Annotated in this window: 13 protein-coding genes, 1 tRNA gene and 1 pseudogene; 7 read left to right on the top strand and 8 right to left on the bottom strand. The window is 65.8% G+C overall.

All coding sequences use genetic code 11. The features are described from left to right. The first annotated feature begins 33 nt into the window (after nt 1–33). Nucleotides 34–693, top strand: coding sequence for a TetR/AcrR family transcriptional regulator (locus A5705_RS24850; protein WP_068280615.1), 660 nt, complete (start codon nt 34–36; stop codon nt 691–693). A gap of 281 nt (nt 694–974) precedes the next feature. Here the strand turns inward: A5705_RS24850 and A5705_RS24845 are convergent, their stop codons facing one another. From A5705_RS24845 to A5705_RS24835, 3 genes are all read right to left on the bottom strand, one after another. Continuing rightward, entirely contained in the window at nt 975–3,905 is a 2,931-nt protein-coding gene (locus A5705_RS24845; RefSeq protein ID WP_067883177.1) for an RND family transporter, read from the bottom strand. Continuing rightward, on the bottom strand, nt 3,902–4,450 hold the full coding sequence (locus tag A5705_RS24840) for an MmpS family transport accessory protein (protein WP_068280612.1): 549 nt from the start codon (nt 4,448–4,450) through the stop codon (nt 3,902–3,904). The genes A5705_RS24845 and A5705_RS24840 overlap by 4 nt, the downstream gene beginning before the upstream one ends. 69 nt (nt 4,451–4,519) lie before the next feature. After that, nucleotides 4,520–5,188: a TetR family transcriptional regulator gene (locus tag A5705_RS24835; RefSeq protein WP_067883179.1), complete on the bottom strand. Its 669-nt coding sequence runs from the start codon at nt 5,186–5,188 to the stop codon at nt 4,520–4,522. A 189-nt stretch (nt 5,189–5,377) separates the two neighbouring features. Here A5705_RS24835 and A5705_RS24830 point away from each other — a divergent pair, with 189 nt between their 5' ends. The 3 genes from A5705_RS24830 (at nt 5,378) to A5705_RS27545 (ending at nt 7,435) form a co-directional block, all read left to right on the top strand. After that, entirely contained in the window at nt 5,378–5,929 is a 552-nt protein-coding gene (locus A5705_RS24830; protein WP_068280609.1) for a TetR/AcrR family transcriptional regulator, read from the top strand. A gap of 153 nt (nt 5,930–6,082) precedes the next feature. Beyond that, complete coding sequence (locus A5705_RS24825; protein ID WP_197517053.1) at nt 6,083–6,853, top strand: glycine/sarcosine/betaine reductase selenoprotein B family protein; 771 nt, start codon at nt 6,083–6,085, stop codon at nt 6,851–6,853. Between the two features lie 33 nt (nt 6,854–6,886). After that, nucleotides 6,887–7,435: a nitroreductase/quinone reductase family protein gene (locus A5705_RS27545; protein ID WP_197517054.1), complete on the top strand. Its 549-nt coding sequence runs from the start codon at nt 6,887–6,889 to the stop codon at nt 7,433–7,435. Between the two features lie 66 nt (nt 7,436–7,501). Here the strand turns inward: A5705_RS27545 and A5705_RS27995 are convergent. The 5 genes and pseudogenes from A5705_RS27995 to A5705_RS24800 all read right to left on the bottom strand — a co-directional run. Further along, nucleotides 7,502–7,647: pseudogene (locus A5705_RS27995) on the bottom strand (helix-turn-helix domain-containing protein); the annotation flags it as partial. A 111-nt stretch (nt 7,648–7,758) separates the two neighbouring features. Beyond that, a tRNA-Ile gene (locus A5705_RS24815) sits at nt 7,759–7,832 on the bottom strand. Between the two features lie 977 nt (nt 7,833–8,809). Beyond that, nucleotides 8,810–9,646, bottom strand: a complete 837-nt coding sequence (locus A5705_RS24810) for a carboxymuconolactone decarboxylase family protein (protein ID WP_067883182.1) — start codon at nt 9,644–9,646, stop codon at nt 8,810–8,812. Between the two features lie 9 nt (nt 9,647–9,655). Further along, entirely contained in the window at nt 9,656–11,029 is a 1,374-nt protein-coding gene (locus A5705_RS24805; RefSeq protein ID WP_067883183.1) for a metallopeptidase TldD-related protein, read from the bottom strand. Beyond that, nucleotides 11,026–12,543, bottom strand: coding sequence for a TldD/PmbA family protein (locus A5705_RS24800; protein WP_067883184.1), 1,518 nt, complete (start codon nt 12,541–12,543; stop codon nt 11,026–11,028). The genes A5705_RS24805 and A5705_RS24800 overlap by 4 nt, the downstream gene beginning before the upstream one ends. A gap of 74 nt (nt 12,544–12,617) precedes the next feature. Here A5705_RS24800 and A5705_RS24795 point away from each other — a divergent pair, with 74 nt between their 5' ends. Genes A5705_RS24795 through A5705_RS24785 form a run of 3 tightly spaced genes read left to right on the top strand, consistent with a single transcriptional unit; the run spans nt 12,618 to nt 15,649 of the window. Further along, on the top strand, nt 12,618–13,487 hold the full coding sequence (locus tag A5705_RS24795; RefSeq protein ID WP_156738547.1) for a carbohydrate ABC transporter permease: 870 nt from the start codon (nt 12,618–12,620) through the stop codon (nt 13,485–13,487). After that, the gene (locus A5705_RS24790) at nt 13,474–14,298 is read left to right on the top strand and encodes a carbohydrate ABC transporter permease (protein ID WP_067883186.1); all 825 of its coding nucleotides are present in this window, start codon (nt 13,474–13,476) and stop codon (nt 14,296–14,298) included. Before A5705_RS24795 ends, A5705_RS24790 begins: the two co-directional genes overlap by 14 nt. Nucleotides 14,299–14,311: 13 nt before the next feature. After that, nucleotides 14,312–15,649, top strand: a complete 1,338-nt coding sequence (locus A5705_RS24785) for a sugar ABC transporter substrate-binding protein (protein ID WP_067883187.1) — start codon at nt 14,312–14,314, stop codon at nt 15,647–15,649. Nucleotides 15,650–15,807 lie beyond the last annotated feature (158 nt).

Below are 15,807 nucleotides of genomic sequence, written 5' to 3'. Positions count from 1 at the left end.
TCTCTATCGAATGTACTGCTACTCTGAATGTAGATGACGTTTCCACGCTCGACTGACGAACTCGGTTTGCGCGACCGCAAGCGCCAGCGCACCCGCCAGGCGCTGATCAGTGCGGCCATGCGGCTGTTTGAAGAGAAGGGCTACGAGCAGACCACCGTCGCTGAGATCGCCGCGGCCGCCGAGATGTCAACCAAGACCTTCTTCAACCACTTTGCGAGTAAAGACGAAGTTCTTTTCCCGCACCTGTCGGCACGCATCGACGATGCGGTCGCGATCATCACGCAGCGCCAACCCGACGACCGCATGCCTGATGTTCTGGTGAAAGTCATGGAGCACATGTTGGCCGACGCGGTCAGAGACGAAATCGACGGTGGGTTGGCGTCGGTGCGGCTGCCCATGATCGTCTCGGTGCCCGCAGTGCAGGCGGCCACCCTGCACCGGTATTTCCAAGCCGAAACCCGCCTTGCCGAGGCGCTTCACGACAGCTACTCCGACCTTCTCGACGCCCCGGCAGCCGGCGCTGTCATTGGCTCACTCATGGGCGCAGCCCTGGCCGCCGCGCTGATCTGCCTGCAACGCGGCGACACCACCGAACAGGTCCAAGCCGCAGCCCGTCGGGCTATCGCCATCGCCATGGCGGGAGTACGCAACATGGTTGATAAGCCCTCGCCGGCAGCACCTCGCTCCAGCTAGAACATCCTGATGTCGCCGTTCTAGCCGCCGGATACTTCTGCTCGTCCACGGTTAACTCCCTCATCGAGGTCAAGGATCAGCCGACTTACCTGTCAACCATCTGCCGAAGCGGCACAAACAGGTGGTGGGGGCTGATCGCAGCAAATCGCCCTCAACGCAACGCTTTTTGAGGCGAAGGCCGCGCCGAGAATTCGAACCGCGAAGTGTTCCGACCGCGCCCCGAGGCCGAGTCGCAGGTCTTCACCCCAGCGCGAATCTCAACCCTCACGCGCCACGGAAGATCAGCGCGCTTGCACCACTCCGCCCGCCGGGTGCTCCTCGACGTCGTTGAGAATCAGCTCGCGCACGGCGGGACGCGGTCCGTACGGTCGCAGCATGGTGCTGGCCGGCCGCGGACGCACGTGCTGCGGCCACCAGAACCAGCGCCCCAGCAAGGTGGCCAGCGACGGCGTCATGAACGACCGCACGATCAAGGTGTCGAACAACAAACCCAGCGCGATCGTCGTACCCACCTGGGCCATCACCAGCAGCGGGCTGAACATGAACGTGGCCATGGTCGCGGCGAACACCAGACCGGCGGAGGTCACCACCGAGCCCGAACCGGCCATCGCGCGGATCGTCCCCGTTTTGAGCCCGGCGCGGATTTCCTCCTTGAACCGCGATATCAACAGCAGGTTGTAGTCCGAGCCGACCGCCAGCAGCAGGATGATCGCCATCGCCAGCACCATCCAGTGCAACTTCATGCCCAGGATGTACTGCCATAGCAGCACAGAGAGTCCGAATGAGGCGCCCAATGACAGCAACACCGTACCGACGATCACAAAGGCCGCGACGACGCTTCGGGTGATCACCAGCATGATGATGAAAATCAGTGTGGCTGCGGCAATTGCGGCGATCAGCAGGTCGATGTCAGAGCCGTCGTGCATGTCCTTGTACGTCGCGGCGGTACCGCCGAGGTACACCTTGGAGCCCTCCCAGGGCGTGCCCTTGATCGCCTCATGCACGGCCTGCTTGATCGGTTCGATGTGGCTGATGCCTTCGGGACTCGCCGGGTCGCCTTCATGGGAGATGATCAAGCGCACGGCGTGCCCATCCGGCGAGATGAAGTTCTTCAGACCCCGCGCGAAATCCGGGCTCTTGAACGCCTCCGGCGGAAGGTAGAAGGTGTCGTCGTTCTTGGCCTTGTCGAAGGCATCGCCTTGGGCGGTGGCGTTGTCGGACTGCGCTTTGGCCTGTTCGTTGAGACCCATCTGGGTCGCGTAGTTCGACATGATGGTGTCGAGGTTGTGCTGCTGACTTTCGATCTGCGGCGGTATCAGCGCCACCAGCTTCGGCTGGATGCGATCCAGCTTGTCCAGGTTCGCGCTCAGGTTCACGATGTTCTGCGCCACCTGGTCGATGCCGTCGAGCGCGTTGAAGATCGACCGGATCGCCCAGCAGGCCGGAATGTCGTAGCAGTGCCGCTCCCAGTAGAAGTAACTGCGAATCGGCCGGAAGAAGTCGTCGAAGTTGGCGATGTCGTCGCGCAATGCCTCCGTGATTTGCACGGTTTCCTTGGTGAGCCTGGTGGTTTCGTGCGTCGTGTTGCTCAGATCCTGGGTGACCTGCATCTGCTCATGCAGCGTTGCCATCGTCTTGCGCAGTTCGTCCGCCTGCTTGAGCAGGTTTGCCGCCTGCTCGTCCTGATAGTGCTGGGTCTGGATCCGCGCTGCAGCTTGTGCACCCATCTGAAAACCGAGGGTGCTGTGGTCGAGCGGCGTGCCCAACGGTCGGGTGATGGTCTGCACCCGTCCGATACCAGGGATGTGGAAGACCGCCTTGGCCACCTTGTCCAGGATCAGGAAATCGGCCGGGTTACGCAGGTCGTGATCGGTCTGGATCATCAACAGCTCGGGATTGAGCCGAGCCTGGTCGAAGTGCCGGTCCGCGGCGGCATAGCCGACATTGGCCGGGGTGTCCGCCGGCAGGAAGTGGCGGTTGTCGTAGTCCGTCTTGTAACCGGGCAGGGCGAGCAGACCAACCAATGCGACCCCGATGGTCACCGCGAGAACCGGCGCGGGCCAGCGGACGACCGCGGTGCCGATGCGACGCCAGCCCCGGGTCGCCAACTTGCGCTTCGGATCCATGAGCTTGAAGAACGAAGCCACGGTCAGCACTGCAGGGCCTAGGGTCAACGCCGCGAGCACCGCTACCAACATGCCGATGGCGCACGGTGCGCCCAATGACTGGAAATACGGCAGTCGGCAGAAGCTCAGGCAGTACATCGCGCCGGCGATGGTCAGGCCCGACCCGAGCACGACATGTGCGGTGCTATGGAACATGGTGTAGAAGGCTTGTTCACGGGTCTCGCCCAGACCGCGCGCCTCGTGGTAGCGGCCGACCACAAAGATCGCGTAGTCCGTTCCGGCGGCGATCGCCATCAACACCAACAAATTGTTGGCGAACGTGGAGAGTCCGATGATCTCGTTGTTGGCCAGCAAGGCAACGACGCCTCGAGCCGCGGCCAACTCGATGAACACCATCGCCAGCATGATCAGCATGGTGGTGAACGAGCGGTAGACGAACAGCAGCATCACCACGATCACCACAAAAGTGACAAGAGTGACGAGCGCGACGCCCTTCTCGCCCGCGTGGGACTGGTCGGCGAACAGTGGACCCGGGCCGGTGACGTATGCCTTGATTCCCGGCGGCGCGGGCACCGAGTCCACGATCTTGCGGAGGGCCAGGGCAGACTCGCTGGCCAGCCCGCCACCCATGTTGCCGGCGAGGTAGACCTGGACGTACGCGGCCTTCTGGTCGTGGCTCTGGGAACCCGCCGCCGTCAGCGGATCACTCCAAAAATCCTGGACGTGCTGAACGTGTTGCTTGTCTTGCTCGACGCGCCTGACGATCTCGTCGTAGTAGCGGTGCGCGTCGGCCCCGAGCGGCTTGTCACCCTCCAGCAAGATCATGGCCGAGTTATCGGAGTTGAACTCTTTGAACGTCGATCCGACCTTCATCGTCGACTGAAAGGATGCCGCGTCAGTCGGACTCATCGACACCGAGTGGGCCTTGGAGACGGCCTCCAGCTGCGGCGACGCGGTGTTGGTTATGAACACGATCGCCAACCACACCAGGACGATCGGCAGGGCAAGCCGATGGATCATCCGCGGCAGGAACGGCGGGATCAGCGGCTGGTCGACGCGCGGCGGCGCCTGGCCTGGCTCGCTCATGCGGACTTGTCCAGGCAGTAGACGAAGGGGTTCACGGTTTCGTTGGAATCTGAGCGATTCGGAGCCTTGATGACGTCACCGTGCCCGTCGTGGTTGTTGACGACGAATTGGCAGGCGATCCAACTGCCGTCTCCTTGCGCCACCAGGTTCGCCGGGATGCCGGGCTTTGTTGAACTCAATACTTTGCTCCAGGGCAAGGGCACGTCGAGGGCCTGCTGCGGATGGGAATTTTCGTCGAGGTAGTTGATGGTTGCCGTGCTGCCCGGCGAGCCCCAGACCTCGAGCGTGATCGTCTTGGCGTTGAACTCGTCGAGGACCTCGCCCGAGGTGCCGCCACCGAACGAACCCTTGTGCACGCCGAAGACGCCGTGCAACCGGTACACCACGAATCCTGAGAGCGCGACGACCGCTGCGATCGTAAGCACCAGCCAGTAACGCCCCAGAAGGCCTTTTTTCCTGGCGCGCTTCGGGGTGACATTCTTTTCCTCCGTGCCGGCGGAGCTCTGCTTCTCCAACGGCTCGGTCCTTGGCTCAGTCGTCGTCATGGGTACTCCAAGTCCTTCCCCTCTGCATGGGCTGGAGTTCGCCAAGCCATAGCTCCCCGGCCTCCCTGTTCATGGCTTCTCCCCGATGAGGCCGACGCACGTGGCGGTCAGCAAGCGGGTCAGAGCCGACGCGAAGTCCAGATTCCATTCCGGCGGAATCACTTCCGGCTCCTCGGCATAGGCGTCGGTGAGGCGCTCCGGCGGGTTGGCGACCTGCCACAGCGTGGCCGCGAGCGAGTACGCGGCCAGCAAGATGTCGAGCGACCCCGAACGGCCGAGTTCGGGCAGCGCGCTCTCGATGGAATCGGCGAGCGAGAGTGTGGCGGCGGTGCTGATGCGCTTGACCTCGACGACCCGCTCGACGTCCACCTCGTGTTCCAGGTGCAGGTGCAGGTTGGCAAGCAGGTCGCAGAACAACGGGTCCTGGGCCAGGGCTTCGGCCAGTGTCTCGGCGATGCGCGAGGGCGACTTCGCGCCGGGCTCGGCCAGCTTCTCCGACACGGTATTGGACCACCGCACCCAGCCCTCGGCGGACAGATGCAGCAGGACTTCCTTGTACGAGGTGAAGTAGCGGCGTACCGCCGAATAGTGAATTCCGGCGCGGCTGGCGACCGCGGTCAGGGTGACCGACGCGACGCCCGTCTCCATTGCCAGCGAGCGTGCGGCTTCCACGAGGGCCTCCGCGCGTTGGCGCTTCTCTTCCTCGGTGCGAGCGCGCTGGAATGTTAGTTGCGCCACCGGCTGAGCCTAACGCACATTGTGTGATTTGCATAACGCACAGGGTTTGTCTACGCCTGGTCGTCTCGGGCCCGCCCGATCATTTGGGCCCAACCGGGGCGTGCCCGATGATGCCGCCTCGCCGGGCTGCCTGGTGACCGGTTGGTAGAAAAGATTGATTGAACGTTTAGTCAATAATATGCTGATGTCGTGGCCGCCAGACGCGAACAGGCTCAGCGCCGGCGCGACGAGCTGATCGCGGCCGCGTTAGCAGTTTTTGCCCACAAGGGCGTTGATGGCGCATCCATCAAGGACATCGCGCGGGCCGCAGGGGTTACGCCTGGGCTGCTGTACCACTATTTCGACAGCAAAGAGGATCTGGTCACGGCCGTCCTGGCTGAGCGCGGCTTCATGCCGCAGTTGCAAGCATTGCTCGGGGAGCACGCAGATCAACCGGCGACGGTCGTATTGCCGAGGCTGATCCGGGCGTTCGACGAAACGCTTGCGGCCAACGCTGATTTGGTGTCGCTATTTTTTTCGGCCAGTCATGCCGGCACGGCGCTGCAAGACTTCGTCTCCACCGGGCAGCACCTGCTGCAGTCGTATCTGAAATCACGCGTCACGGCCGGGGAACTCCGGCCTGGCCTGCTAGAGGCGGCTGCTCGCACTTTGTTCGCGGCGGTGGCGATCGGTCACAAGACGGGCTATCGAGTCGACGTCGACGAGCTCGTCGAGCTCGTCTTAAACGGGTTGACGACGTAATCACCTGCGGGAGTTGCTATGTCGTATTTGTTCAGCGATCACCAGCGTGCGCTCGCGCCGCTACTGTTCCCCGGTGCGGGGCCAGATGCGTCACGCCGGGGGCCCGTGTTGCCTCACTTCCAGGCACCTCCCATGGTGCCGATCCACAAGCCGGTGTCTGAATTGACCATCGGGCTGCTAGTCAGTCTGGGGGCTCGGGCGCCCGGGCAGCCACCGCTGCAGCGCACCAATGACCTGTCCTACCGGCTCATCGACCGCAGTGTGCCCAGCGAGCAGATCGTGTTCGACCACGCGACTCCGGCACGTTTCTGGGCCGACGAGGACCTCAACGTCGCGTTTCCCCGCGACCGCATGGCTGAGCTGGAGGCCGAGGGCACCATCGGCGCGTTGGCGCCCGAGGCGGTCAGCATCTGCGGGTCGATCACCAAGTGGGAGCAGCTGGCCACCGACACCGCGCCGCGCATCCGTGACGAATTCGCCCGCCAGAACGTCGACCTGGTGCTGGTGGTGCCGTTCTGCCCGCAGTGCCATCAGGCCGACGCGGTACTGGCGCGCGCGTTGGAAGCCCGGGGACTGCCCACCCTGATGCTGTCCACCCTGCGTGACATCTCCGAGGCCTACCTGCCGCCCCGCACCGCACTCGTCGACTACCCCATCGGCTCGCCTTGTGGCCGAGTCGGTGACCCCGAACATCAGCGCGCCACCCTACGCGCAGCGCTGACCTGCCCGTTGGACACGACCGCACCCCAGCTGTACCTCGTCGACCTGCCCTATCAGGCCGACGGCGGCCACGACTGGATCGAAACCGTTCAGGCGGCCTACCGCGCCAACCTCGCCAACCTTCGCGAAAACATGCGCCTGCACGGCGGCTTTGAATCCCTGGCCGGCCATGAGAACGACTTCGCGACCCGCTGCAACTGCTAACGAGTCGTTTCGCAAAACAGAAGAGGAATGGCAATGCCGCATTCGAACACCGCTGTGGTGGCTTATCTCGCGTTCGCGGTCGCGGGCGGGTTGGTCGTACGACGGCTGCGCATCGCGGCCGGAATGCGTCGTGGTGACCCAGCGGTCATCGACGCTAAGCGTAAGCGCAACAAGCGTTTCGCCAACAAAATGGTTACCCGTGTCGGGCGAGCCGGTCGCCGACACAGCGTCTTCGCCATCATGGAGTGCACGGGTCGACGCACTGGCCGGCCCTACAGCACCCCGATCCGGGTAGTGGAGCAGCCCGACAGCTTCATCGTCCCGCTCACCTACGGCCCGAAAACCAACTGGTATGTCAACCTGCAGCACAATCCCGGCCTGCTGCACTGGCAGGGCCGCCCAGTCCCAGTAGGCAACCCAACCCCGGTCCCCACCGCTACCGTGGCCCACCTGCTCCCGCCGCCATCGCGGTTCCTGCTCTGGCTCGACGGCACCGACCAGTGCGTGCGCCTGCAGCGGCTTCCCGAATCACCGCACCCCACAAATGATTCGGGAACGAGCGTGACACGGGATGAGCCGTGAGCCGCACGGCGCAGGCCAGCACGTGCGTTGCGGTCGGTGGGGGCTGCGCGCCGTTTATGTCATGTGAGCCATCGGCCTCATAGCGGGCTAACCACGAGTGCAGCGTCTGACGACGCTCCCACCTTCTCGGCCAGCTGCGAGATCGGCAACAGATCACTTATCGCGGCTAACATGGCCTGATACCGCTGCTCGGCCACGCTCAACCCCCTCATCCAGGGAGTGTCAAGGATCAGCCGAAACCGCTGTAATAAATCAACCGAAACACTGTCAGGCATCACCCGAAGACGAAATGTCAACCATCAACCGACCTCATACAGCTGTTGTGGGGCGGGCGGGGCTCGAACCCGCGACCAACGGATTATGAGTCCGCGGCTCTAACCAACTGAGCTACCGCCCCAGCGCTGCTTGTCACCTTGCCACTTCAGCATTGCTCAGGAGACCTTACCGAAGGCGACGGCGGGTCCCGTGCGGAACCGGACCGCGGCTGCCGGCCCGCGCGCTTCCCCGCGCGGCCGTTTCATCGCCCGCACCGGGCCGAGAATCCTCACACATCGCGCGCAGCGACTCGGCCGCGAACGCGGCGGGGGTGTTAAGCCGGCTCTGAGGAAAGCCACTTGGCACTCGAATTGTGAAACACACGTGGAAGTTGTTTCGTCCCGCCCGTAAAGCAGGAGATGCGCGAAATGAGTTGCGCTGGGCCGCTTCTCTCGCCATCACGTGAGAGACATCCGGGCATTGAGGCCGATGCATCGAGTTTTCCCGCATACTCCAAACGGGTGGATGTCCGAGCGGCCTTCCCAAATTACGCTGATCGCCACACTGTGCGTGACGCCGCGGCGATGTGCGCCAACCGCTGAATGCCATCGGGTCGGTCAGCCATCAATCACGTTGCAGCACTGCTCAATTGGCGCTCAAGTTGCCCGCGCGAATGACCTTTCCGCGGAACTCGCAGCTGCATTCCACCGTGAACCGGCCGAAACAAAACGTATTCTTCCTTTACCTCCCCGTAACCTTCCTCGCTGGTTTCGCGGGAATTTGCGGCGCACACTGCTGCCTTAATACGCGCGTATTACCAAAGAGAAAACAAATCCTGAAAGGAAGTAACGATGGGCAGAACAACTGCGCACCGTCGTCGATCACCTGATGTGCGTGTCGTTCTAGCAGCACTTGCGATTGCGGGGATAGCCGCCGCGCCGATGGTGGCCTTCACCGAGTCCCTCCACCCGGCGAACGCGACGGTGAGCGCCGATCCCACCGATGTCGACTACTACTTCGTTGGCGATGCCGGCGCCGGCGGCGGGGGCGGCGGCTAGGCTGCGGCTCTAACCGACCGAGGTGCCGTACACGTCGCGGCACCTCGGTTGCATTCCGCCATCAGCTGAAGACCGTCTGCCCCTCGGCGTCGAGCAGGTACCGTTCGGTGCCCTCCTCGACGCGGGGGGCGTCGGCGCCCAGCGACACGGCGACCTTGTTGCTGGCGTTGCGCATGACGTCGAAGGTGAGCTCGACGGCCTCGGCCTCGGAAAACCCGGAGCGCACCTCGGCGACGACGTCGGCGACGAGGTGCGCAGGGGTCCAAATTAACCCATCGGTGTAGCGCAGCGCTGCTTTAGCGCGGCGGGTTAACCGACTCGAGTCCTCGTAGCGCTCGATGTCGCCATACAGCGACTCGGATCCCCCGGCGTCCAGCGCGGTGGTCTCGCGCAGCGATTTGCACAGCCGGCAGTTGTGCTGCGCGGCACCACGCAGCCGGACCAGCTCGGCGGTGACAGGGTCCAGCGCCCGCATCCGGGCCACCGCGGGCAGGAACTCGTTGAACACCACGGCGGACGGCTCGGTGGTGTGGTCCCACACGACCGGCCCGGATACCCAGCCCAGATGCTCCGAGCCGACGCCGAGCGCCTCCAGCCCGGCCCGCACCCGCGGCACGAAATCGGCGATGTAGATCTGCGTCACCACGCCAAAGGTGCTGTCGCCCAATGCCTTCCACAACCGCTTGCGCTGCTCACCGGTGACCGCCGACACGTCGGCGCTGAACTGCTCGGCGAACTCGGCTACGACGGCCTCGGCCTCCGACGCGGGCCCGGAAACCTCGACCGCGGACGGTAACGGTGGCAGCGACAAGGTCTGCGCGCACACCCGCCGGACCAGGCCCACAAGGCGCCCGGAGCTGGGGGACCCGGGAAATAAAGCCACCAACTGGGTCAGCATTCCCACACGCTACTGCGCCTGGCTCACCGACGACATGTAGAAGTCCGGAATCCGCAGCGACGGCATGGCCGCCCGGGTGGCCCAGTCGCCCCACTCGCGCGGCAGCGTCTTCTCGCTGGCGCCGGCCTCGGTGGCGCGGCGCAGCAGGTCCAGCGGGCTCTCGTTGAACCGGAAGTTGTTGACCGCCGCGGTCACCTCGCCGTCTTCGATGAGGTAGACCCCGTCGCGGGTCAGGCCGGTGAGCAGCAGCGTCGTGGGGTCGACCTCGCGGATGTACCACAGCGTGGTCAGCAGCAGGCCGCGCTCGGTGCCCGCGATCATGTCGGCGAGCTCGGCCGACCCGCCGGTCATCACCAGGTTGTCGGCGGCGACCGCGACGTTGGCATCGAATTTGTGGGCCGTGGCCCGCGGGTAGGCCAGCGCGTTGATCACCCCGTTGCGGATCCAGTCCACCTGAGAAATCTCCATGCCGTTGTCGAACACCGACACCGTCTCCGAGGAGCTGCTCACCGCGACGAACGGCGTGCACGCCAGCCCGGGCGCCATCGGGTCGGAGAACATGGTCAGCGGCAAATCGGTAAGCCGCTCCCCCACCCGCGTTCCGCCGCCCGGCGCCGAGAGCGCGGTGCGGCCCTCCTCCGCGCCGCGCCCGGCCATCGACCAGGCCAGGTAGATCATCATGTCGGCCACCGTCGACGGCGGCATGATCGTCTCGTAACGCCCCGCGGGCAGCGCGACGCGGCGCTTGGCCCAGCCGAGCCGCATCGCCAGCTGTTCGAGCAGCGAATCGGTGGGCACGTCAACGAAATCGGCGGTGCCGACGCCCGCCCAGGCGCTGGCCTCGCCACGTTTGGCATTGATCTCCACCGCGCCGGTGGGCTGCGTGAAGCGCCGGCGCAGCCCGGTCGACGACGCCAGGAAGGTCGTCGAAACACTATGGTGGGCAAAGCCATACAATCGGTCGGCGCCGCCGAAGCCGCGGCTCAGCGAGTTGGCGACGTCGGAGAACACCAACGGCCCGGTGCCGGGCACCGGCGCGTCCCAATCGGCGGGCTCGCCGGAGCCGGAGAGCAGCGGCGCTGCATCTCCGGCCTCCGGCGCCGATCGGGCCGCCTGCTGGGAAGCCGCGACCAGTCCGGGGATTACCCGCGGATCCACCTCGGCGGAGACCACGGTGCCGATGTGGGCGCTGTCGCCCTGGCGCACCACGGAGATCACGGTGATGCTGCGGTTGACCGAAACCCCGTTGGTGGTCATGGAATTGCCCGCCCAGCGCAACGTCGCCTCGACCTTGTCGGTGACCAGCACCATGGTCTCGCTGGCGCCGCCGAGCTTGGCCGCCTCCTCCAGGACGAGATTGACGGCGTGCTGCGGGGTGATCATCGGGCGCCCTCGCTGACCGTGTTGAGCACGTTGACGCCGCGGAACAGCGCCGACGGGCAGCCGTGGCTGACCGGCGCCACCTGTCCGGGCTGCGCCTTGCCGCAGTTGAACGCGCCGCCCAGTCGCCACGTCGAAGGACCACCCACGGCTTCCAACGAATTCCAGAAGTCGGTGGTGGTGGCCTGATAGGCGACGTCGCGCAGCTGGCCGTCCAGGCGACCGTCGCGAATGCGGAAGAATCGCTGGCCGGTGAACTGAAAGTTGTAGCGCTGCATGTCGATTGACCAGGACTTGTCGCCGACGATGTAGATGCCGTCCTCGACGCGGCCGATCAGGTCCGCGGTACTCACGTCCTCGGCTGCGGGCTGCAGCGACACGTTGGCCATCCGCTGGATCGGCACATGATGCGGCGAGTCTGCGTATGAGCACCCGTTGGAGCGCGGCTGCCCCAGTCGCGGGGCGAACACCCGGTCGAGCTGGTAACCGACGAAGATCCCGTCGCGCACCAGATCCCAGCTCTGCGCGGCCACTCCCTCGTCGTCGTAACCGATGCTGGCCAGGCCGTGCTCGACGGTGCGGTCGGCGGTCACGTTCATCACCGGCGAGCCGTAGCGCATGGTGCCGAGCTTGTCGGGCGTGGCGAACGACGTCCCGGCGTAGGCGGCCTCGTAGCCGATCGCGCGGTCGTATTCGGTTGCGTGCCCGATGGATTCGTGGATGGTCAGCCACAGGTTGGTCGGGTCGATCACCAGATCCGTGGGCCCGGCCACCACGCTGGGCGCCTTGACCTTCTCGGCCAGCAGCGCCGGCAGCTGCGCGAGCTCGTCGGTCCAGTTGAACACCTCGTCGCCGGCCAGCGCCTCCCAGCCGCGTCCCATCGGCGGGGCCAGCGTGCGCATCGAGTCGAAACTGCCCGCCGCGGCGTCGACGGTCACCGCCTCCAGGGACGGCAGCACCCGTACGCGCTGCTGGGTGATCGACGACCCGAACGTGTCGGCGTAGAACGTCTGCTCCTTGACGGCGGTGAGGCCCGCCCACACATGGTCGACGCCGTCGGCCCCAAGCAGGCGCCCCGAGTACTCCTCCAGCACGGCGATCTTCTCGGGCACCGGGATCTCGAACGGGTCGATCCGGTAGTTCGACACCCAGGTGGCGTCGGTGTACACGGGCTCCGCGGCGAGCTCGACGCGCTCGGTGTTCAGCATCGCCAGCGTGGTGGCCACGTGCACGGCGCGGCGCGCGGTCTCGGCCGCCACCGCGGGCGCCAGTTCCGCGTGCGAGGCGAATCCCCACGTGCCGTCGACGATCACCCGCACCGCCAGGCCGACCTCGCGGCTGACGACGGCGGTCTCCAGCTCGCCGTCGCGCAGCTGGATGATCTCGGTGCTGATGCGGTGAAGCCGCAGGTCGGCGTGGCTGGCCCCGGCCCCCTTGGCCGCCGCCAACGCCGCCTCGGCAAGCTCGCGGCGAGGCAGGTCGAGGAAGTCGGAGTCGATCCCCCGGTTCGATGTCACGGCTCCACGTTATCGACCGCTTCCCGCGGCGCGCGGCAGCGCCCGCTTTAATTACCTCCATGGCCAGCGCTGTGCTGAGGAAACAGCCGCGATCCACCGCGCTGGGCTACGCCCTGCTGGCACCCAGCCTGTTCGGAGTCGTCGCCTTTCTGCTGTTGCCGATCCTCGTCGTGATTTGGCTCAGCCTCTACCGCTGGGATCTGCTGGGCCCGCTGCGCTACGTGGGACTGGCCAACTGGCGCTCGGTGCTGACCGACCCGGGCTTCGGCAATTCGCTGGTGGTCACCGCCGTCTTCGTGGCGATCGTCGTCCCCGCGCAGACGGCGCTGGGTCTGCTGGCCGCCGCGATGCTGGCCCGCAGTCTCCCCGGCACCGGCCTGTTCCGCACCGTGTACGTCCTGCCCTGGATCTGCGCGCCGCTCGCGATCGCGGTGCTGTGGCGCTGGATCCTGGCCCCGACCGACGGCGCGGTCAGCACCGTGCTCGGGCACAGCATCGGGTGGCTCTCCGACCCCAGCTTCGCGCTGCCACTGGTCTCGGCGGTGGTCGTGTGGATGAATGTGGGATACGTCGCGCTGTCGTTCCTCGCGGGCCTGCTGGCGATTCCGTCCGACATTTATGCGGCAGCGCGGACCGACGGCGCCACCGCGTGGCAACGGTTCTGGCGCATCACGTTGCCGATGCTGCGCCCGACGACGTTTTTCGTCCTGGTGACCGGGATCGTCAGCACCGCACAGGTTTTCGACACGGTCTACGCCCTCACCGGTGGCGGCCCGGGAGGCAGCACCGATCTGGTGGCCCACCGCATCTACGCTGAGGCGTTCGGCGCGGCGGCGATCGGGCGGGCGTCGGTGATGGCGGTGGTGCTGTTCGTCATCCTGATCGGCGTCACCGTCGTCCAGCATCTCTACTTCCGGCGGCGGATCAGCTATGACCTCGTCTAGTCGCTTGATGAATGCGATCATCTATGCCGGGCTGGTGCTGGGTGCGCTGATCACATTGGTGCCGTTCGGACTCGGCCTGCTGACCTCGTTCACGTCCGCGCACCAGTTCGTGACCGGCACGCCGCTGCAGTTGCCGCGGCCGCCCACGCTGGCCAACTACGCCGACCTGGGCGGCGCCGGGTTCGGCCGCGCGGCGGCGGTGACCGCGCTGATGACGCTGGTGATCCTGGTGGGCCAGCTGACCTTTTCGGTGCTGGCGGCGTACGCGTTCGCGCGCTTGCACTTTCCCGGGCGCGACGCGCTGTTCTGGGTCTACATCGCGACGCTGATGGTGCCCGGGACGGTCACCGTGGTGCCGTTGTACCTGATGATGGCGCAACTGGGTCTGCGCAACACGTTCTGGGCGTTGGTCCTTCCCTTTTTGTTCGGTTCCCCGTACGCGATTTTCCTGCTGCGCGAGCACTTTCGGCTCATCCCTAACGACTTGGTCAACGCCGCGCGCCTCGACGGCGCCAACACGCTGGACGTGATCGTGCACGTGGTGGTCCCGTCCAGCCGGCCGGTGCTGGCCGCCCTGACGCTGATCACCGTGGTCTCGCAGTGGAACAACTTCATGTGGCCGCTGGTGATCACCAGCGGCCACAAGTGGCGGGTGCTCACCGTGGCGACGGCCGACCTGCAGTCGCGGTTCAACTCCCAGTGGACGTTGGTGATGGCGGCGACGACGCTGGCGATCGTGCCGCTGATCACGCTGTTCGTCGGCTTCCAACGCCACATCGTCGCCTCGATCCTGGTTTCCGGGCTCAAATGAGCGGGCGCACAACATGACCCGGCCTCGCTTTTCGACGCTGGTCGCCGGGTCGCTGGTGCTCATCGCGGTGCTGTTGGCCGCCACGGCGGTGCTGCTGGACTACTCCGCCGAGCCCCACGGCGGCAAGATCGTCATCAAGGTGCGGCTGTGGTCCGACCAGATCGCCGCGGCCTATCAGCGGTCGTTCGCGGTCTTCAACCGGGCGCATCCCACCATCGAGGTCCGCACCAACATCGTGTCCTATCCCACCTATTTCGACACGCTGCGCACCGACGTCGCCGGCGGCAGCGCCGACGACATCTTCTGGCTGTCCAACGCCTACCTCGCCGCCTACGCCGACGACGGCCGCCTGCTCGACATCGGCAAGTTGCTCGGCCCGGCAGGCGCCGCGGACTGGGACCCGGCGGTGGTGGACCAGTTCACCCGCGGTGGCGTGCTGTGGGGGGTGCCGCAGCTGACCGACGCCGGTATCGCGCTCTATTACAACGCCGACCTGCTCGAGGCGGCCGGGGTGGATCCCGGGCAGCTCGACGGCCTGCGGTGGAGCCCCGGCGCCGGCGACACCCTGCGCCCCCTGCTGGCCCGGCTGACCATCGACGCCGACGGGAATACGGCGGGCACACCGCGTTTCGATCCCGGGCGGGTCCGCCAGTGGGGCTACAACGCGGCCAACGACCCCCAGGGCATCTATCTGAACTACATCGGCTCGGCGGGTGGGGTGTTCCAGCGGGGCGACGAGTTCGCCTTCGACAATCCCGCGGCGGTGACGGCCTTCCGCTATCTGGTCGGGCTCATCAACGCCGACCACGTCGCGCCGCCGGCCGCCGACACCAACGACAACGGCGACTTCTCCCGCAATCAGTTTGTGGCCGGCCGGATGGCACTGTTCCAGTCCGGCACCTACAACCTGGAGCCGGTGGCCCGCGATGCGCGGTTCCGCTGGGGCGTGGCGATGATGCCAGCCGGCCCCGTCGGCCGGGTGAGCGTCACCAACGGCATTGCCGCAGCGGGTAATTCGGCGACGAAGCATCCGGACGCGGTACGCCAGGTGCTGGCCTGGATGGGCAGCCGCGAGGGCAATGCGTACCTGGGCGACAAGGGCGCCGCGATCCCCGCGGTGCTGTCGGCCCAGCGAATCTACTTCGACCACTGGGCCGCCGAGCGTATCGACGTCACCCCCTTCTTCGCGGTGCTGAACGGCCCGCGCATCCCTGCCCCGAGCGGCGCCGGCTTCGCCGCCGGGTACACGGCTTTGCAGAGCTATTTCAACGAAATGTTCCTGGACCGCGGCGATGTCGGCGCGATGTTGAAGAAGGCTCAGGCCGCGGCCAACGCCGCCGCGCGACGATAGTGTCGTGAATCGATAGTTCCGGAGCACCGTTGTTCTACGGCGAGTCTTCGTCGAAATCGACGTTGGCGCGAAGAAGTGCGACCCGTTGTCAAGTGGTTAGTGCAACATTTAGGCGGCTTGGCTAATTAGGTTGGCGAGGCGTTGGGCGGGTGTGTCGA

Source organism: Mycobacterium sp. E787, from assembly GCF_001668725.1.
Classification (GTDB): Bacteria; Actinomycetota; Actinomycetes; order Mycobacteriales; family Mycobacteriaceae; genus Mycobacterium.
This window is presented reverse-complemented; position numbering and strand designations above follow the sequence as displayed.

What these genes read in the sequence shown, in the direction of transcription:
- A5705_RS24850 (WP_068280615.1), top strand. Translation starts at nt 34, where the DNA reads ATGACGTTTCCACGCTCGACTGACGAACTCGGTTTGCGCGACCGCAAG.
- A5705_RS24845 (WP_067883177.1), bottom strand. Translation starts at nt 3,905, where the DNA reads ATGAGCGAGCCAGGCCAGGCGCCGCCGCGCGTCGACCAGCCGCTGATC.
- A5705_RS24840 (WP_068280612.1), bottom strand. Translation starts at nt 4,450, where the DNA reads ATGACGACGACTGAGCCAAGGACCGAGCCGTTGGAGAAGCAGAGCTCC.
- A5705_RS27545 (WP_197517054.1), top strand. Translation starts at nt 6,887, where the DNA reads ATGCCGCATTCGAACACCGCTGTGGTGGCTTATCTCGCGTTCGCGGTC.
- A5705_RS24810 (WP_067883182.1), bottom strand. Translation starts at nt 9,646, where the DNA reads ATGCTGACCCAGTTGGTGGCTTTATTTCCCGGGTCCCCCAGCTCCGGG.
- A5705_RS24805 (WP_067883183.1), bottom strand. Translation starts at nt 11,029, where the DNA reads ATGATCACCCCGCAGCACGCCGTCAATCTCGTCCTGGAGGAGGCGGCC.
- A5705_RS24790 (WP_067883186.1), top strand. Translation starts at nt 13,474, where the DNA reads ATGACCTCGTCTAGTCGCTTGATGAATGCGATCATCTATGCCGGGCTG.
- A5705_RS24785 (WP_067883187.1), top strand. Translation starts at nt 14,312, where the DNA reads ATGACCCGGCCTCGCTTTTCGACGCTGGTCGCCGGGTCGCTGGTGCTC.